The sequence below is a fragment of the Streptomyces sp. NPDC059008 genome (assembly GCF_042749045.1).
Taxonomy (GTDB): domain Bacteria; phylum Actinomycetota; class Actinomycetes; order Streptomycetales; family Streptomycetaceae; genus Streptomyces.
On the sequence record NZ_JBHYJC010000002.1, the window covers coordinates 289676 to 307332 of the forward strand.

Annotated in this window: 14 protein-coding genes; 12 read left to right on the forward strand and 2 right to left on the reverse strand. The window is 73.7% G+C overall.

Translation table 11 applies throughout. From position 1 onward, the window contains the following. The first annotated feature begins 150 nt into the window (after positions 1–150). The 8 genes from ACFWZH_RS04220 (at position 151) to ACFWZH_RS04255 (ending at position 10126) form a co-directional block, all read left to right on the forward strand. On the forward strand, positions 151–954 hold the full coding sequence (locus ACFWZH_RS04220; protein WP_384425118.1) for a TIGR03084 family metal-binding protein: 804 nt from the start codon (positions 151–153) through the stop codon (positions 952–954). Beyond that, positions 951–2699: an acyclic terpene utilization AtuA family protein gene (locus ACFWZH_RS04225; RefSeq protein ID WP_384425120.1), complete on the forward strand. Its 1749-nt coding sequence runs from the start codon at positions 951–953 to the stop codon at positions 2697–2699. The genes ACFWZH_RS04220 and ACFWZH_RS04225 overlap by 4 nt, the downstream gene beginning before the upstream one ends. Then, a complete protein-coding gene (locus tag ACFWZH_RS04230; RefSeq protein ID WP_384425122.1) occupies positions 2696–4294 on the forward strand; it encodes an acyl-CoA carboxylase subunit beta in 1599 nt (532 codons plus the stop codon). Before ACFWZH_RS04225 ends, ACFWZH_RS04230 begins: the two co-directional genes overlap by 4 nt. 7 nt (positions 4295–4301) lie before the next feature. Then, positions 4302–6200, forward strand: coding sequence for a biotin carboxylase N-terminal domain-containing protein (locus tag ACFWZH_RS04235; RefSeq protein ID WP_384425124.1), 1899 nt, complete (start codon positions 4302–4304; stop codon positions 6198–6200). Between the two features lie 85 nt (positions 6201–6285). Beyond that, positions 6286–7449 (forward strand): acyl-CoA dehydrogenase family protein, encoded by a 1164-nt coding sequence (locus ACFWZH_RS04240; RefSeq protein WP_384425126.1) that lies wholly within the window; start codon positions 6286–6288, stop codon positions 7447–7449. Between the two features lie 177 nt (positions 7450–7626). Next, the gene (locus tag ACFWZH_RS04245) at positions 7627–8397 is read left to right on the forward strand and encodes an enoyl-CoA hydratase family protein (protein WP_384425128.1); all 771 of its coding nucleotides are present in this window, start codon (positions 7627–7629) and stop codon (positions 8395–8397) included. After that, entirely contained in the window at positions 8385–9020 is a 636-nt protein-coding gene (locus tag ACFWZH_RS04250; protein ID WP_384425129.1) for a TetR/AcrR family transcriptional regulator, read from the forward strand. Before ACFWZH_RS04245 ends, ACFWZH_RS04250 begins: the two co-directional genes overlap by 13 nt. A 518-nt stretch (positions 9021–9538) precedes the next feature. Next, positions 9539–10126, forward strand: a complete 588-nt coding sequence (locus tag ACFWZH_RS04255) for a hypothetical protein (protein WP_384425131.1) — start codon at positions 9539–9541, stop codon at positions 10124–10126. 28 nt (positions 10127–10154) lie between these two features. Here the strand turns inward: ACFWZH_RS04255 and ACFWZH_RS04260 are convergent, their stop codons facing one another. Further along, the gene (locus ACFWZH_RS04260) at positions 10155–11255 is read right to left on the reverse strand and encodes a citrate synthase 2 (protein ID WP_384425133.1); all 1101 of its coding nucleotides are present in this window, start codon (positions 11253–11255) and stop codon (positions 10155–10157) included. Between the two features lie 510 nt (positions 11256–11765). Between ACFWZH_RS04260 and pdxH the strand changes: the two genes are divergently transcribed. After that, positions 11766–12437 (forward strand): pyridoxamine 5'-phosphate oxidase, encoded by a 672-nt coding sequence (gene pdxH / locus ACFWZH_RS04265; protein ID WP_384425650.1) that lies wholly within the window; start codon positions 11766–11768, stop codon positions 12435–12437. Between the two features lie 497 nt (positions 12438–12934). Continuing rightward, on the forward strand, positions 12935–14392 hold the full coding sequence (locus tag ACFWZH_RS04270; RefSeq protein WP_384425135.1) for a PAS domain-containing protein: 1458 nt from the start codon (positions 12935–12937) through the stop codon (positions 14390–14392). A 22-nt stretch (positions 14393–14414) separates the two neighbouring features. On the opposite strand, the gene ACFWZH_RS04275 is transcribed toward ACFWZH_RS04270, so the two are convergent. Further along, positions 14415–15182 (reverse strand): SIS domain-containing protein, encoded by a 768-nt coding sequence (locus tag ACFWZH_RS04275; RefSeq protein ID WP_384425137.1) that lies wholly within the window; start codon positions 15180–15182, stop codon positions 14415–14417. A 196-nt stretch (positions 15183–15378) separates the two neighbouring features. Here ACFWZH_RS04275 and ACFWZH_RS04280 point away from each other — a divergent pair, with 196 nt between their 5' ends. Together ACFWZH_RS04280 and ACFWZH_RS04285 are read left to right on the forward strand one after the other, a co-directional pair. Next, the gene (locus ACFWZH_RS04280) at positions 15379–16071 is read left to right on the forward strand and encodes a metal-dependent transcriptional regulator (protein WP_238574840.1); all 693 of its coding nucleotides are present in this window, start codon (positions 15379–15381) and stop codon (positions 16069–16071) included. A gap of 515 nt (positions 16072–16586) precedes the next feature. Then, entirely contained in the window at positions 16587–17462 is an 876-nt protein-coding gene (locus tag ACFWZH_RS04285; protein ID WP_384425139.1) for an alpha/beta fold hydrolase, read from the forward strand. Positions 17463–17657: the final 195 nt, after the last annotated feature.

Here is a 17657-nt window from a genome sequence, read left to right on the forward strand (position 1 = left end):
CCCCGGGCCTGCGCGGCCCCAAAAATCATGCATGCATGCTTGATTGTTTCTCCGCGCGCTGCCACCCTCGGTGCGGAACCCGTAACGCACCACGACGCCTGTCAACCCGCCCTGGCCGCCCGGCACATGGGCCGATGAGGGGAGTGCCGCGTGTTGGATGCCGGTCCCGTACTGGCGGATCTCAGGGCGGAGAGCGAGGAACTGGACGCGCTGGTCGCCGGGCTGCCGGCCGCGCGGTGGCGGCTGCCCACGCCCGCGAAGGGGTGGACCCTCGCCCACCAGATCGCGCATCTGGCGTGGACCGACCGTCAGGCGCTGCTCTCGGCCACCGACCCCGAGGCCTTCGCCCGCGCCGCCCAGGAGGCGCTCGCCTCGCCGCTCACCTTCGTCGACGAGGCCGCCGAGGCCGGTGCCAGGACGCCGCCGGCGGAGCTGCTCGCCGACTGGCGCGCCGGCCGCCACGAGCTGTCCCGGGCGCTCGCCGCACACCCGGCGGGGGAGAAGCTGCCGTGGTACGGCCCGCCGATGAGCGTGGCGTCGATGGCCACCGCGCGGCTGATGGAGACCTGGGCGCACGGCCAGGACGTCGCCGACACGCTGGGCGTCACCCGCCTGCCCACCGCCCGGCTGCGGCATATCGCCCGGATCGGGGTGCGGACCCGCGACTTCGCCTTCGCGACGCATCACCTCACCCCGCCCGAGGAGGAGTTCAGGGTGGAGCTGCGGGCGCCGGACGCCAGCGTGTGGGCCTACGGCCCGCCCGACGCCCGGCAGCGGGTGACCGGAGGCGCGCTGGAATTCTGCCTGCTGGTCACCCAGCGGGCGCACCACGACGACCTGCCCTCCCTACGGGCCGAGGGGGCCGAGGCGCAGCGGTGGCTGGGCATCGCGCAGGCCTTCGCGGGACCGCCGGGGACGGGCCGCGCGCCCTCCGGGAAGGGCGACCCCGCATGAGCGGCGACGGCGCCGCGGCCGATGCCGCCCCCGCGCACCCCCTGGGGGCCGACCCCGACATCCTGCGCGTCGGCAACGCCTCCGGCTTCTACGGCGACCGCTTCGACGCGCTGCGCGAGATGCTCACCGGCGGCCCCCTGGACGTAGTGACCGGCGACTACCTCGCCGAGCTGACCATGCTGATCCTCGGCCGCGACCGCCTGAAGGACCCCGCCCGCGGCTACGCCCGGACCTTTCTGCGCCAGCTGGAGGAGTGCCTCGGGCTGGCCGTCGAGCGCGGGGTGCGGATCGTCGCCAACGCGGGCGGGCTCAATCCGGCCGGACTGGCCGACGCCGTACGGGAGTTGGCGCACAAGGCCGGGGTGCCGGTACGGGTGGCGCACGTCGAGGGCGACGACCTGCTGGCCCGCGGGGGCTGGGGCGAGGGCGTGCTGAGCGCCAACGCCTATCTGGGCGGCGGCGGGATCGCCGCGTGCCTGCGGGCCGGGGCCGAGGTGGTGGTGACCGGGCGGGTCACCGATGCCGCGCTGGTCAGCGGCGCCGCCCAGGCGCACTTCGGCTGGCGGCCGGAGGACCTCGACCAGCTGGCCGGCGCGGTGGTCGCCGGGCATGTGCTGGAGTGCGGAACCCAGGCGACCGGAGGGAACTACGCGTTCTTCGGCGACCACGACGTGCTGCGGCCCGGCTTCCCGCTCGCCGAGATCGCCCGGGACGGCTCGTCGGTGATCACCAAGCACCCCGGGACGGGCGGGGTGGTCGACGTCGGCACGGTCACCGCCCAGCTGCTCTACGAGACCTCCGGTGCGCGCTACGCCGGCCCGGAGGTCACCGCGCGGCTGGACACCGCGCGCGTGGTGGCGCAGGCCCCGGACCGGGTCCGGATCGAGGGGGTGCGCGGCGAGGCGCCGCCGCCGGACCTCAAGGCCGGGCTGACCCGCCTCGGCGGCTGGCGCAACGAGGTCACCTTCGTCCTGACCGGGCTGGCCGTCCAGGACAAGGCGGAGCTGGTCAAGGCGCAGATGGACGCGGCGTTCGAGGCCGCCGGCCGCCGCCCGGCCGAGGTGCGCTGGACGCTGGCGCGCACCGACCGCGCCGACGCCGACGTCCAGGAGGAGGCCGCCGCGCTGCTGCGGCTGGTGGTGCGCGACGGCGACCAGGACGCGGTGGGGCGGACGGTCAGCGGCGCCGCGATCGAGCTGGCGCTCGCCAGCTACCCCGGCTTCCACGTCACCGCCCCGCCCGGCAGGGGTTCCCCCTACGGGGTCTTCGAAGCGGTGGCGGTGCCCGCGGCGGAGGTGGAGCACACCGCCGTACTGCCGGACGGCACCCGCACCCGCATCCCCCCTCCGCGGCGGACGTGGCCGCTGGTGCGGCTGCCGGACCCGCCGCTGCCCGAGCCGCTGCCGGCCGGGGCCACCCGGCGGGCGCCGCTCGGCCTGGTCGCCGGCGCCCGCAGCGGGGACAAGGGCGGCTCCGCGAACATCGGGGTCTGGGCCCGCAGCGACCAGGCGTGGCGCTGGCTGGCCCACACCCTGACCGTCGAGCGGCTGCGGCAACTCCTCCCGGAGACCGCCGAGTTGCCGGTCGACCGACACGTACTGCCGAATCTGCGCGCACTCAACTTCGTCGTCGAGGGGTTGCTCGGCGAGGGCGTCGCGGCGCAGGCCCGCTTCGACCCGCAGGCCAAGGCCGTGGGGGAGTGGCTGCGCGCGCGGCACATGGACATACCGGAGGTGTTGTGTTGACCGTCCCGGCAACCGGGCTCGACCCGACGAGCGCCGAGTACACCGAGCGGCGCACGGCGATGCTCGCCAGGCTCGCGGAGGTCGAGGCCGAGCACGCCAAGGCGATCGCGGGCGGCGGCGAGAAGTACGTCGCCCGGCACCGGGCGCGCGGCAAGCTGCTCGCCCGGGAGCGGATCGAGCTGCTGCTCGACCCCGACACCCCGTTTTTGGAGTTGTCGCCGCTCGCCGCCTGGGGGAGCGACTACCAGGTGGGCGCCTCGCTGGTGACCGGCATCGGCGTCGTCGAGGGCGTGGAGTGCCTGATCACCGCCAACGACCCGACCGTGCGCGGCGGGGCCTCCAACCCCTGGACGCTGAAGAAGGCCCTGCGCGCGAACGAGATCGCCTTCGCCAACCGCCTGCCGGTGGTCTCCCTCGTCGAGTCCGGCGGCGCCGACCTGCCCAGCCAGAAGGAGATCTTCATCCCGGGCGGGGCGCTGTTCAAGGACCTCACCCGGCTGTCGGCGGCCGGCATCCCGACCGTGGCGGTGGTCTTCGGCAACTCCACCGCCGGGGGCGCCTACGTCCCCGGCATGTCCGACCACGTCATCATGGTCAAGGAGCGCGCCAAGGTCTTCCTGGGCGGGCCGCCGCTGGTGAAGATGGCCACCGGCGAGGAGAGCGACGACGAGTCGCTGGGCGGCGCCGAGATGCACGCCCGCACATCGGGCCTGGCCGACCACTTCGCGCTGGACGAACCGGATGCGCTGCGCCGGGCCCGGCGGGTCGTCGCCCGCCTGAACTGGCGCAAGGCGCACGCCGATCCGGGCCCCGCGGCGCCACCGAAGTACGACCAGGAGGAGCTGCTCGGCATCGTCCCCGGCGACCTCAAGGCGCCGTTCGACCCGCGCGAGGTCATCGCCCGGATCGTGGACGGCTCCGACTTCGACGAGTTCAAACCGCTGTACGGGCCGAGCCTGGTCACCGGCTGGGCCGAGCTGCACGGCTACCCCGTCGGCATCCTCGCCAACGCCCAGGGCGTCCTGTTCAGCGCGGAGTCCCAGAAGGCCGCGCAGTTCATCCAGCTGGCCAACCAGCGCGACATCCCCCTGCTCTTCCTCCACAACACCACCGGCTACATGGTCGGCAAGGAGTACGAGCAGGGCGGCATCATCAAGCACGGCGCGATGATGATCAACGCGGTGTCCAACTCGAAGGTCCCGCACCTGTCCGTCCTGATGGGCGCCTCCTACGGCGCGGGGCACTACGGCATGTGCGGCCGCGCCTTCGACCCCCGTTTCCTGTTCGCCTGGCCGAGCGCCAAGTCCGCCGTCATGGGCCCGCAGCAACTGGCCGGCGTGCTGTCGATCGTCGCCCGCGCTTCGGCCGCCGCCAAGGGGCAGCCGTACGACGAGGAGGCGGACGCCGGGCTGCGCGCCATGGTGGAGCAGCAGATCGAGTCCGAGTCGCTGCCGATGTTCCTGTCCGGGCGGCTCTACGACGACGGCGTCATCGACCCGCGTGACACCCGCACCGTCCTCGGCCTGTGCCTGTCCGCCCTGCACACCGCCCCCGTCGAGGGCGCGCGGGGCGGCTTCGGCGTCTTCCGGATGTGAGGCAGAAGTGATCCGTTCCGTCCTTGTCGCCAACCGCGGCGAAATCGCCCGCCGGGTCCTGCGCACCTGCCGCGAGCTGGGCATCGCCACCGTCGCCGTGTACTCCGACGCCGACGCCGGCGCTCCCCACGTCCGGGAGGCCGACACCGCCGTCCGGCTCCCCGGCGACGCCCCGTCCGACACCTACCTGCGCGGCGAGCTGATCGTGCGGGCGGCGCTGGCCGCCGGCGCCGACGCGATCCACCCCGGCTACGGCTTCCTCTCCGAGAACGCCGCCTTCGCGGCGGCGGTGGCCGACGCGGGCCTGACCTGGATCGGCCCGCCGCCCGCCGCCATCGAGGCGATGGCCTCCAAGACCCGCTCCAAGGAGCTGATGGCGGCGGCCGGGGTGCCGCTGCTGTCCCCCGTGGACCCGGCCGCCGCCACCGCGGCCGAGCTGCCGCTGCTGGTGAAGGCGGCCGCGGGCGGCGGCGGACGCGGGATGCGTGTGGTGCGCGAACTGGCGGACCTTCCGGGCGCGTTGAAGGCCGCCGAGGCCGAGGCGGCCGCAGCCTTCGGGGACGGCGAGGTCTTCGTCGAGCCGTATGTCGTCGGCGGCCGGCACGTCGAGGTGCAGATCCTCGCCGACGCGCACGGCACCGTCTGGACGCTCGGCACCCGCGACTGCTCCTTGCAGCGCCGCCATCAGAAGGTCATCGAGGAGGCGCCCGCCCCCGGGCTGCCAAAGGAGCTGCGCGAGACCCTGCACCGGGCCGCGGAGCGGGCCGCCCGCGCCATCGGCTACCGCGGCGCGGGCACCGTGGAGTTCCTGGTGTCGGCCGACGGACGGGCGTACTTCCTGGAGACGAACACCCGCCTCCAGGTCGAGCACCCGGTCACCGAGGAGATCTACCGCCTCGACCTGGTCGCCCTGCAGATCCGGGTGGCCGAGGGCCGGCCGCTCGACGCCCGCCCGCCCGAGCCCTGCGGGCACGCCGTGGAGGCCCGCCTCTACGCCGAGGACCCGGCGGCCGGCTGGCAGCCGCAGACCGGCACCCTGCACCGGCTGACCCTGCCCGACGGCGTCCGCCTGGACTCCGGCGTCACCGGCGGCGACACCGTCACCGTCCACTACGACGCCCTGCTCGCCAAGGCCATCGCCTGGGCCCCGACCCGCGAGGAGGCGGTGCGCAAGCTGGCGGGCGCCCTGGAACGCGCCCGCATCCACGGCCCCGCCACCAACCGCGCACTGCTCGTCCGCTCCCTGCGCCACCCGGAGTTCACCGACCCCGCGGGCCTGGACACCGGCTTCTACGACCGCAACCTGGCGGAGCTGACCGGGCCCGGCGACCCCGCGGCGGCGCGGGTGGCGGCGCTGGCCGCGGCCCTGGCCGACGCCCACGGCCGGTCCCGCTTCGGCGGCTTTCGCAACGTCCCCTCCGCTCCGCAGGCCAAGGCCTACGACTGCGACGGCACGACACACGAGATCCGCTACCGCCTCACCCGCGGCCACCTGCACGCCGAGGACCTCCCCGGCGTCCGGCTGCTGGCCTCCTCCGCCACCGCGGTGGTGCTCGAAGTGGACGGTCTGCGCCGGGAGTTCACCGTCACCCGCTACGGCGAGCGGGTCCACGTCGACACCCCGCAGGGCTCCTGGGCCCTCACCGCGCTGCCCCGCTTCCCCGACCCCGCCGCCCGTACGGAGCCGGGCTCGCTGCTGGCCCCCATGCCCGGCACGGTCGTCCGCATCGCCGACGGGCTGGCCGAGGGAGCCCGGGTCGAGCCGGGGCAGACCCTGATGTGGCTGGAGGCGATGAAGATGGAACACAAGATCACCGCGCCGGCCGCCGGCACCCTCACCGCGCTGCCCGCCCGCACCGGCCAGCAGGTCGAGGTGGGCGCGCTGCTCGCCGTGGTCGCGGACTGAAGACGTACGGACCGAACCGCACGGACCGAACCGCGGGGCCACGCCCGGACCGCACGCACCTCACCCACGCACACAAGGAGCCGTCATGAGCAACCCTGTGATCGAGACCGAGGAACACCGCGCCCTGCGCGAAGCCGTGGCCGCGCTGGGCCGCCGCTACGGCCGGGAGTACTTCGCCGCCGCCGTCGCCGAGGGCCGGCACACCGACGACCTGTGGCGGGAGGCCGCCAAGCTCGGCTACCTGGGCGTCAACCTCCCCGAGGAGTACGGCGGCGGAGGCGGCGGCATCACCGAACTCTCCCTCGTACTGGAGGAGCTGGGGGCGGCCGGCTGCCCGCTGCTGATGATGGTCGTCTCCCCCGCCATCTGCGGCGCGGTCATCGCCCGCTTCGGCACCGAGCGGCAGAAGCGGGCCTGGCTGCCCGGCCTGGCCGACGGCTCCCGCACGATGGCCTTCGGCATCACCGAACCCGACGCCGGCTCCAACTCGCACCGCATCACCACCACCGCCCGCAGGGAGGGCGCCGACTGGGTCCTCAGCGGCCGCAAGGTGTTCGTCTCGGGCGTGGACATCGCCGACGCGACACTGATCGTCGGCCGCACGGAGGACGCCCGGACCGGCCGCCTCAAGCCGTGCCTGTTCGTCGTCCCGCGCGAGGCCCCCGGCTTCGGCCGCAGCGCCATACCGATGGAACTGGCCGCCCCGGAGAAGCAGTTCGAGCTGACCCTGGACGATGTGCGGCTGCCCGCCGACGCCCTCGTCGGCGACGAGGACGCCGGACTCCTCCAGCTCTTCGCCGGGCTCAACCCCGAGCGCATCATGACCGCCGCGTTCGCCCTGGGCATGGGCCGCTACGCCCTGGACCGGGCCGTGGACTACGCCCGCACCCGCCAGGTGTGGAAGGAGCCCATCGGCGCCCACCAGGCCATCGCCCACCCGCTCGCCCAGGCCCATATCGAACTGGAACTGGCCGGGCTGATGACGCGGAAGGCGGCGCACCTCTACGACGCGGGCGACGACATGGCCGCGGGGGAGGCCGCCAACATGGCCAAGTACGCGGCGGCCGAGGCCGCGGTGCACGCCGTCGACCAGGCCGTCCACACCCTCGGCGGCAACGGCCTCACCCAGGAGTACGGCCTCGCCTCGATGATCACCGCCGCCCGGGTCGCCCGGATCGCACCGGTCAGCCGCGAGATGATCCTCAACTTCGTCTCGCACCAGACCCTGGGACTGCCCAAGTCGTACTGAGACCCACTGAGGCCGACTGAGGCCCACTGCGGCCTGCTGAGGCCGACAAGCCACCTGCCCGGCGCCCGCCCGCCCCCGAGCAGCGCCCCCCTCACGGACGGCGAGTTGCCGGGCAGGCCGCCCGTGCACGATCCTGCGGCGTGCACCGCGCGCCAGGGAAAGGAGCCCGACCCACCGATGACCGACGCACCCGCGACACCCCTGGTGGCGCGCTCCCACGAGCGCGGCATCACCACCCTCACCCTGGACTCCCCGCACAACCGCAACGCGCTCTCCGCCCGGCTGATGGCCGAGCTGCACACGGCGCTGGCGGAGGCCGCGGCCGACGACGCCACCCGCGCCGTCGTACTGACCCACACCGGCGGCACGTTCTGCGCCGGCGCCGATCTGACCGAGGCCACCTCGGGGGCGGCCACGGCGGGCCCGCTGGGCCTGGCCGGGCTGCTGCGCGCCATCGTGGAACTGCCCCGGCCCGTCGTCGCCCGGGTCACCGGGCACGTACGCGCCGGCGGCCTCGGGCTGCTCGGCGCCTGCGACATCGCCGCGGCGGGCGAGGCCGCCACCTTCGCCTTCACCGAGGCCCGCCTCGGTCTCGCCCCCGCCGTGATCTCCCTGCCGCTGCTGCCGCGGCTCGACGCGCGCGCCGCGAGCCGCTACTACCTGACCGGTGAGAAGTTCGGCCCGGCGGAGGCGGCCAGGATCGGGCTGGTCACCCTCGCCGCCCAGGACGTCGACGCCGGGCTCGCCCCCGTACTGGAGGGCCTGCGCAAGGGCTCGCCCCAGGGCCTGGCCGAGTCCAAGAAGCTGGTCACCGCCGAGGTGCTGGGCGCCTTCGACCGCGACACCGACGCGCTCGCCGAGCAGTCCGCGCGACTCTTCGGCTCCGCCGAGGCCCGCGAGGGCATGACCGCCTTCCTGGAGCGACGGGCCCCGGCATGGACGCGCTGACCCCCGCTCGCGGCGCCCGCCCGCCCCAGCAGGAACGCAGCCGGGCGACCCGCCAGAAGCTGCTGGAGGCGGCCGTCTCGTGCCTGGCCGAGCGAGGCTGGAGCGGCAGTACCGTCTCGGTGGTCGCCGAGCGGGCGGGCGTCTCCCGGGGCGCCGCCCAGCACCACTTCCGTACCCGCGAGGACCTGTTCACGGCCGCCGTCGAGCATGTCGCGGACAAGCGGCAGGGCGCCCTGAAGGCGGTCGCCCACAACCTGCCGCCCGCCGGGTCCGTCGCCCGCACCTGGATCATCGTCGAGGAGCTGGTCGGCCTGTACACGGGGCCGCTGTTCAAGGCCGCGCTGCATCTGTGGGTCGCCGCCTCCGACGAGGAGCAGCTGCGCGAACGGGTCACCGCCCTGGAGGCGCGGGTCGGCCGCGAGGCGCACCGTACGGCGGTGGCCCTGCTGGACGCCGACGAGGCCGTGCCCGGCGTACGCGAGACCGTCCAGGGCCTGCTCGACATGGCCCGTGGCCTGGGCCTGGCCAACCTCCTGACGGACGACTCGGCCCGCCGCGACCGGGTGGTGGAGCAGTGGGCGAAAATCATCGACACCGAGCTGAATCCGCTGCGCTCGGCCTGATCCAACGTTTTCGGCTGCGGCACCGTGTGCCTTCTCGCCGTTGCTCCCCCACTGCCTTAAGGGCGTGGGAGGTACCCCCAGCGGCGGGCTGGTTGCCGCTGCGCGGGGCGTTTCGGCAGCGGGTGCGGCCCTCCGGACTCCGTCCTGCGGTCCGCCCCCTCCCGTGGGAGGGGGGAGGGAAGACCGGTGGGCCCGAACGTCAGCCTTCGTGTGCCGGTAGTCGACGGACGGGGCTCGCCCCCACCGGCCGCTCTTTCCACCCACCCACGGGAGGGGACAGACCGTAGGACGAAGTCCGTAGGGCTGTCACCGCACCCGACAACACCACGCCCGCCGCAGGCGCAACGGCGAAACGGCACCACGGGGCCGCACCCGACACACAACCGCCCGCCGCAGGCGCAACGGCGAGACGAGGCACGGCGGGAAAGCCGACAACGTGGGAAGCAAGCCCAAGCGCAGCGTGTCAGTGGGTGGCCCTATCGTTCCCCCCACGCCAACGACCATGAAAGCAGGGGGACATGGGCGACTATTTCCAGACCATCGTGGATGTCGACGCCACGGCCGAGGACGCCGCGCGGCTCGGCGCGGAGGTCGTGGCCTGGCTGGTGGCCGAGGGCATCGTGGAGGCGGAGCTCAGCACCTGCGTGCTCGACGGCGACGGCCGGGGGCACGGTGCGGGACCGCGCTACGGCGCCGCCGTCCATGACGACACGTACGAGAACGGCGGGCTGTACGTCCATGTCGGCCGCACGATGTTCGACTCCGGTCAGGGCCATCCGGAGGCGGCGACCTGCCCGCACTGCTCGGCGCGGACCGAGCTGACCCTCGCCGACCGGCCCTGGGAGCCGGACGAGGCGGCCTGGGAGCCGTTCCGGGGCGCCATACAGGGCTGGGACGAGGGCGACACCGAGGCCACGAAGGTGCGCTGCCGGTCCTGCGGCCGGGCCGCGCCGGTGGACCAGTGGCGGTGGAAGGACGACTTCTTCGCCTTCGGCCACCTGGGCTTCACGTTCTGGAACTGGACGAACCTCCGCGACGAGTTCATCGCGGAGTTCTCCCCGCGCCTGGGCGGGCACCGCACCGTGGAGCTCGGCGGCAAGCTCTGACCGCCGCCGCGCCCCACGGCCGGGCGGCTCAGCGCGCGATGTCGTCGTAGCCGGAGATCTCCTGCGGCCCGCGTGCCCCGGGGCCGACGTAGCGGGCCGAGGGGCGCACGAGGCGGCCGGTCCGCTTCTGCTCCAGGACGTGCGCGCTCCAGCCGGCCGTCCGCGCACAGGTGAACATGGAGGTGAACATGTGCGCCGGGACCTCGGCGAAGTCCAGGACGATGGCCGCCCAGAACTCGACGTTGGTGGCCAGCACCCGGTCCGGGCGGCGGTTGTGCAGCTCCTCCAGCGCGGCCTTCTCCAGCGCCTCGGCGACCTCGAAGCGGGGCGCGGCCAGCTCCCTGGCGGTGCGCCGCAGCACCCGCGCACGCGGGTCCTCCGCGCGGTAGACGCGGTGGCCGAAGCCCATCAGCCGCTCGCCCTTGTCCAGCGCCTTGCGGACGTAGGCACCGGCGTCGCCGGTCCGCTCGATCTCCTCGATCATGCCCAGGACCCGGGAGGGCGCGCCGCCGTGCAGCGGACCGGACATCGCGCCGACCGCGCCGGAGAGCGCCGCCGCCACATCCGCCCCGGTGGAGGCGATGACCCGGGCGGTGAAGGTGGAGGCGTTCATGCCGTGTTCGGCGGCCGAGGTCCAGTAGGCGTCGACGGCCTTGACGTGCTTGGGGTCGGGCTCGCCGCGCCAGCGCTTCATGAAGCGCTCCACGACGGTCTCCGCCTTGTCGATCTCCTTCTGCGGCACCATCGGCAGGCCCTGCCCGCGCGCCGACTGGGCGACGTAGGACAGCGCCATGACCGCCGCGCGGGCGAGGTTGTCGCGGGCGGTCGCCTCGTCGATGTCCAGCAGCGGTTTCAGGCCCCATACGGGCGCGAGCATGGCGAGCGCCGACTGCACGTCGACCCGGATGTCTCCGGAGTGCACCGGGATCGGGAACGGCTCGGCGGGCGGCAGACCGGGGTTGAACGCCCCGTCGACCAGCAGCCCCCAGACGTTGCCGAACGACACGTGCCCGACGAGGTCTTCGATGTCGACCCCGCGGTAGCGGAGCGCGCCGCCCTCCTTATCCGGTTCGGCGATCTCCGTCTCGAACGCGACGATTCCCTCGAGTCCGGGTACGAAGTCGGACATCAGGCGGCTCCTCAAGCTGGGGACGGCATACGGCCTGTGACCGGCTGCCGTGCGGTCGAGTCTGGTGTGCGGTGCCGGCGCGGTTACGCGGCTGCGCGGGCAGCTCGCGGTCCGTACCGGTCACCCCGGTGATGCCCCGCCAGGGCGTGGGCCACGCGAGGGTCCTGCCCGCGGTGGGTCGGGGCCGCGGGCGGGCGGGGTCGGTGCGGTGCTCTTGCGGTCAGGCCGTGTGGTCAGGGCGTGTGGTGCGTCCCCTCGGGCCGGACGGAACACGATAGCTCCCCCTGTCCGGGGGCCACAGTGCGCCGAGCCATGATTTTGTCGGGTCCCTCACCTGCGGGGAAGCGTGAGATCCGGCACATCGGTCGATTGGCCGACGGGAGGGTTACGGCTGGTCGACGAGGGGCAGACTTCCGCCCCTCCCACCTGACCGCGCCCGCGGCGATGCTGCAAGATGAGGCCGTGCACCCAGCCGACGCGCCTCACGCCGAGACCCCCGATCCCTCCACCATGCGTGCGCACTACCGCGCCGAGGGACTCGCCGAGTCCGACCTCGCCGCCAGCCCGTACGACCAGTTCGCGCGCTGGTTCAAGGACGCGACGGTGGCCGGTCTGCACGAGCCGAACGCCATGGTCGTCTCGACGGCGGACGCCGCCGGCCGGCCGAGCTCGCGGACCGTGCTGCTCAAGGCGTTCGACGACCGCGGCTTTGTGTTCTTCACCAACTACCACAGCCGAAAAGGCCGTGAGCTGGCCGAGAACCCCCATATCTCCCTGGTGTTTCCCTGGCACCCGCTCTCCCGCCAGGTCGTGGTGACCGGCACCGCGGAGCGCATCGGCCGGGACGAGACCGCCGCCTACTTCCGCACCCGCCCGCACGGCTCCCAGCTGGGCGCCTGGGCCAGCGACCAGTCGGCCCCGGTCTCCTCGCGCGAGGAACTGGAGCGCGCCTACGAGGAATTGGCGGCCCGCTACCCCGAGGGCGAGCAGGTGCCCGCGCCGCCGCACTGGGGCGGCTACCGGATCGCCGCCGAAACGATCGAATTCTGGCAGGGCCGGTTGAACCGGCTCCACGACCGGCTCCGATACGTCCGCGAGGCCGAGACCGAGGCCGCGGCCGGGACCGAGGCCGGAACCGAGGCCGGGGGAGTGACCTGGAGGGTGGAGCGCCTGGCGCCGTAAGGCGGGGGCCTGCGCCTTGCGGACGGGGCCTGGACCCTTGCGGCCGGGCCCTGCCCCTGAGCCGAACCCGGATGCCCGAGCCGGAGCACCCGAACCGGCCGTACGACCGCGGGCGGCCCGCGTGAAAACGCAGGCGACCCGCGGGCTGCTCCTCCGCGCTCGGTGGCGCGAAGGGCCGGTCGGACGAACCGACAGCCCGCGGGTCGGGTGACTGCTGGGAATTGGCCGGCTGCGCATCTGCAGTATGCGCTGGTCCGGCGCTGCACTTCGGTGAAGCGACGGGCCGCTAGCCCGCAGCCACCTCACGCGTCCGGTGCGAAATCATTGGCCGAACCACCTCCCTTCTCGTGTGCCCCACACATTAGGAAGCGCTCCGGCACCGCACAACCAAATTTTTCCGGGAGCAACGATTTCCGCGAATCGGCTGTGGGGTGTGTCACGTTCCAGTTGAATGTTCCCAGGTGGAGCACGTGCGGCCGCGTTCGTGAGGGGTGCCAGTGTCTGCATCGTCGGCTTCTTCCGGTCTGTCCGGCTCCTCGGCCTCGGCGCGCTGCGCCGCCGAGGAGACCGAGGACTCCGGCTTGCTCGCCGCGCTCCTGGACGGCATGGACGCCGCCCTGGTCGCCTTCTCGGCGGACGGCACGGTCACCCACTGGAACCACGAGGCCGAGCGCATCCTGGGCTGGACCGTCGCGGAGGCCGTCGGCCGTACGGGCCTGACCGGCTGGGCCGTCCGCAAGGAGGACGCCGACGGCGTCGACGCCGCCCTTACGGCCGCGATGCGCTCCCCGGGCCGCCAGGTCCATGAGTTCGCCCTGCTGGCCAAGGACGGCCACCGCGTTCTCGTCCGCACCCAGTCCTCCGCCGTCCGCGGCCCCGGCGGCCGGGTCTCGGGCGCGTACTGCGCCTTCAGCGAGGTGCACACGCAGATCGACCTGGAGCGCTCCATCGCGCTCAGCGAGGCCCTCTTCGAGGACGCGTCGTGGGGTGTGGTGCTGGTCGACGCCGATCTGCGGCCCGCCGTCGTCAACGCGCACGCCGCCCGCATCCTGGGCGTGGGGCGGACGGCCCTGCTGGGGCGCCCGCTGGCCGAGCTGCTGGCGCAGGGCGTCGAGGAGCTGGAGTGCGCCCTGCAGCACGTCCTCGCCGAGGGCGCGCCGCCGGCCGCCGCCGAGCTGTGGGTGACGCTGCGCTCCGAGGAGGCCGAGCTGCCGCGCCGGTGCTGGCGCAGCGGCTTCGTCCGGCTGGCCTCGCCACTGGCGGAGGAGCCGGTGCCGCTGGGCGTCGCCTGGCTCTTCCAGGACGTCACGGAGGCCAAGCGCACCGAACAGGAGAACTCCCTGCTGCGCTTCCGGGCCCATCAGCTCCACCGCGCCGGCCGGGCGGCCGCGGAGTGCCCGGACCCGGCCGAGGCCGCCGCGGTCCACCTCGACTTCGCGCTGGCGGGCTTCGCCGACCACGGCCTGGTCGACCTCGCCACGAAGCCCGCTCCGGCGCCGTACGGGGTGGTCGCCGGGGACGACACGTACGAGGCCCGGGAGGCGGACGACGGGGACGGCGGCTACGAGGGGGCGGGCGCGGCCTGCGCTCTCGTGAGGACGCTGTCCTCCCCGGCCGGTTCGCCCGGCCCCTCGGAGGCGTCCTCGGCGACCGGCATCCCCGTGCCGTATGTGCGGGGCCATCCGGCGTTCCAGGCGTACGAGCGCCGCGGGTCGGTGCGCAGCAGCGCCGGCTCCGCCCCGGCAGAGGGCTGGGCGGCCGCCCGTAACTGGCCGGACGGCACCGTGCACGGCCTGTGCGCGGTGCTGCGCAGCCGCGGTCGCACGCTCGGCGTCGTGACGTTCCTGCGCTCGCCCGCCCGCCGCCCCTTCGACCGCGCGGACGCGGACTACGCGGAGGAGGTCGCGTCCCGCATCGCCGCCTCCTTGGACCTGTCGGGCGCGGCGTCAACCTGACGTCACCCCGCCCCCCGGCCCCTCACTCCCGGTAGAAGATCCGGTCCGCGTACTCGTTCATCACCCGGGCGTTCCAGTCGTGCCCGCCGTCGACGTTGCCGGAGCGCAGCAGCGGTGGGTCGATGCCCCGCTCGGTGAGGGTGCCGGCGGCCGTCGCCACCACGGCCTGCATGATCGCGCTGGTGACCACCGTGGAGGCGGGGGCGAACGGCGCGTCGATGCCGGGCAGCGTCAGCTCCGCGTCACCGACCGGGATCCGGCTGTCCAGGACGAGGTCGCAGTGGTCCTTGAGGAAGCTGCCGGAGGCGTGCCGCGACGTGGTCGCCTCCGCGTACGCCACCGACGTCACGCCGACGACCTTGATGCCCAGGGCCCGCGCGTTCATCGCCATCTCGACGGGCAGCGCGTTGCGCCCGGACAGCGAGATGATCACCAGCACGTCGCCCGGCCGCAGCGGGCTGGTGTCCAGGACGGCCGCGGCCAGCCCGTCGACCCGCTCCAGCGCGCTGCCGAGCGTCGCGGGCCGTACGTCGACACCGACGACGCCCGGCACGGACAGCAGATTCATGACCGCCAGACCGCCCGCGCGGTAGACCGTGTCCTGCGCGGGGAGCGAGGAGTGGCCGGCACCGAAGGAGAAGACGCGGCCGCCCGCCTCGACGGTGTCCGCGATCAGCCGCCCGGCGGCGGCGATCCGCTCGCCCTCCTCGTCGCGGACCCGTTGCAGCAGGTCGATCGCGGCGTCGAAGTACTGTCCGGCCAGCCGGTCGCTCCGGTCGCTGTCAGCCATTGCCGCGGGCCCCTCTCGTCGGATCACGTCGGATCTCGTGGTATCTGATCAGTGGCGCGGATCACGTTGCGGTCTGGACCAGTGCCCTGTCAATACGGACCGACGGGGTCCGCTCCGCGGACGACGGGGCACCGTTGTCGGCGGGATGCGTCAGAATTGAGTCCGGGGCCACCGCACCACACATCAAGGGGCACGCATGTCCGGACTGATCGACACCACGGAGATGTATCTCCGCACCATCCTCGAACTCGAAGAGGAGGGTGTGGTCCCCATGCGCGCCCGCATCGCGGAGCGGCTCGAACAGAGCGGCCCGACGGTGAGCCAGACGGTCGCGCGCATGGAGCGAGACGGGCTGCTGACGGTCGCGGGCGACCGGCATCTGGAGCTGACGGAGGAGGGCCGGCGGCTGGCGACCCGGGTGATGCGCAAGCACCGCCTCGCCGAGTGCCTGCTCGTCGACGTCATCGGGCTCGAATGGGAGCAGGTCCACGCCGAGGCGTGCCGCTGGGAGCATGTGATGAGCGAGGCGGTCGAGCGCCGTGTCGTGGAGCTGCTGCGGCATCCGACGGAGTCGCCCTACGGCAACCCCATCCCGGGCCTCGAGGAGCTGGGCGAGAAGGCCGAGGCCGATCCGTTCCTGGACGCGGGCATGGTGAGCCTGATGGACCTGGACGCCGGTGCCGACGGCAAGACGGCGGTGGTGCGCCGTATCGGTGAGCCGATCCAGGCGGACGCCCAGCTGATGTACACCCTCCGGCGGGCCGGCGTGCAGCCGGGCGCGGTGGTGAGCGTGACGGAGTCGCCGGCCGGTGTGCTGGTCGGCAGCAGCGGCGAGGCGGCCGAGTTGGACTCCGAGATCGCCTCGCACGTCTTCGTCGCCAAGCGCTGAAGCGGTGTGCTGACCGCGGCTTGCCGCGAGCGTTTTCTTTCTTTTCGCACTCTCTCCGAGTGCCCCTCACGAGCCCGCTGAGCTGCGCCGACGCGCCGCTGAGCGGGCTCGGTAAGTCCTTGCGCGTTGAACGGACTTGTGCGAATCCGTGCGATACGGCCGGTCTCGTGTCACGCTGACGCATGGCCATGCGTCAGCCTGTCCTTGCCAGGGAGGGGGCTCGGATGCATCCACTGCATCGGGAGACGGTCAGGGCCCCGGCGCTGCGAGCAGCCGGGGCCCTGCCTCCCCATGTCCCCCACCCAAGACCCGGAGCCCCGAGCTCTCAGGGTCTTCCCCCACGGGCCCCCTTCCCGGTAGGGCCCGCCTCCCGGCAGATGTCTCCCCGTGGTGAGCGCGGCCAATCCTTGAGCGAGGTCACTCGAACGAGGGGTGTTCTGCGCGGGAGCGGTGCGTTCGAATAGGGGTTCGATAGTGTGGAGCTGGCCAAGGGACGATTGGGGGTGCCAGGGCACATGGTGCGGCGCATCGATGTGACGGGGACCGGCGGCGTACGACTCGCCGCCTGGGAATTCACCGACCCGCCCAAGACCGGTGGCGGGCTGGAAGGCGGCGAGCACCGTTCGGGCGTGCTGCTGCTCCACGGCCTGATGGGGCGCGCCGCGCACTGGGCGGACACCGCCCGGCGGCTGAGCGCCCGTCACCGCCCGGTCGCCCTGGACCAGCGAGGGCACGGCCGCAGCGAGAAGCCCGCCGACGGGCCGTACGACCGTGAGGCGTATGTCGAGGATGCCATCGCGGCCGTCGAGCAGCTGGGCCTCGCTCCGGTCGCCCTGGTCGGGCATGCCATGGGGGCCCTGACGGCGTGGCAGTTAGCGGCCCGGCGCCCGGATCTGGTCAGTGCGCTGGTCATCTGCGATATGCGGGCGTCCGCGCTGGGGGCGGCCTCGCAGCGCGAGTGGACCGAGTGGTTCCGTTCCTGGCCGGTGCCGTTCGCCACGCTCGCGGACGTCCGCAAGTGGTTCGGCGAGGACGACCCGACCCTGGAGCGGCCGCGGCCGGCCCGTGGTGAGTTCTTCGCCGAGGTGATGGCCGAGCGCGCCGACGGGTGGCGACCGGTCTTCTCCCGCCGGCAGATGCTCACCGCTCGTGAGACCTGGGTCCATGACGCCCATTGGGACGAGCTCGCCCAGGTGCCGTGCCCGGCCCTGGTCATCCGCGGCCTCGACGCCGAACTGGGCCGCGCCGAAGCCCAGGAGATGGTCCGCGTCCTTCCCAGGGGCGCCTACGCCGAAATCTCCGACGCCGGCCATCTGCTTCCCTGGGAACAGCCCGACGCCTGGTGCGACGCCATCGAACCGTTCCTCCATACGGCGACGACGCCGGGCTGAGAGGCGGGCGGGGCGGGGCGGCGCGCGGCGGAATGCCGGGCGTGCCGCGGGCCCCTTCGGCGGCCGCGGCACGGCGATATGACGACCAGTCGGGCGGGCTGAGGTTGCTTCAGCCGCCTGAAGGTTTTGGCCGACTGAACGCTTGAGCCCGCCCGGGGCGACGCCCGAGTGGTTCGGCCGCCCGAGCGCCCGAGC

Excerpts from the sequence above, each read along its gene's own strand:
- ACFWZH_RS04245 (WP_384425128.1), top strand. The coding sequence starts at position 7,627 with ATGACCGACGCACCCGCGACACCCCTGGTGGCGCGCTCCCACGAGCGC.
- ACFWZH_RS04250 (WP_384425129.1), top strand. The coding sequence starts at position 8,385 with ATGGACGCGCTGACCCCCGCTCGCGGCGCCCGCCCGCCCCAGCAGGAA.
- ACFWZH_RS04255 (WP_384425131.1), top strand. The coding sequence starts at position 9,539 with ATGGGCGACTATTTCCAGACCATCGTGGATGTCGACGCCACGGCCGAG.
- ACFWZH_RS04275 (WP_384425137.1), bottom strand. The coding sequence starts at position 15,182 with ATGGCTGACAGCGACCGGAGCGACCGGCTGGCCGGACAGTACTTCGAC.
- ACFWZH_RS04260 (WP_384425133.1), bottom strand. The coding sequence starts at position 11,255 with ATGTCCGACTTCGTACCCGGACTCGAGGGAATCGTCGCGTTCGAGACG.
- pdxH (WP_384425650.1), top strand. The coding sequence starts at position 11,766 with ATGCGTGCGCACTACCGCGCCGAGGGACTCGCCGAGTCCGACCTCGCC.
- ACFWZH_RS04225 (WP_384425120.1), top strand. The coding sequence starts at position 951 with ATGAGCGGCGACGGCGCCGCGGCCGATGCCGCCCCCGCGCACCCCCTG.
- ACFWZH_RS04285 (WP_384425139.1), top strand. The coding sequence starts at position 16,587 with ATGGTGCGGCGCATCGATGTGACGGGGACCGGCGGCGTACGACTCGCC.
- ACFWZH_RS04240 (WP_384425126.1), top strand. The coding sequence starts at position 6,286 with ATGAGCAACCCTGTGATCGAGACCGAGGAACACCGCGCCCTGCGCGAA.
- ACFWZH_RS04280 (WP_238574840.1), top strand. The coding sequence starts at position 15,379 with ATGTCCGGACTGATCGACACCACGGAGATGTATCTCCGCACCATCCTC.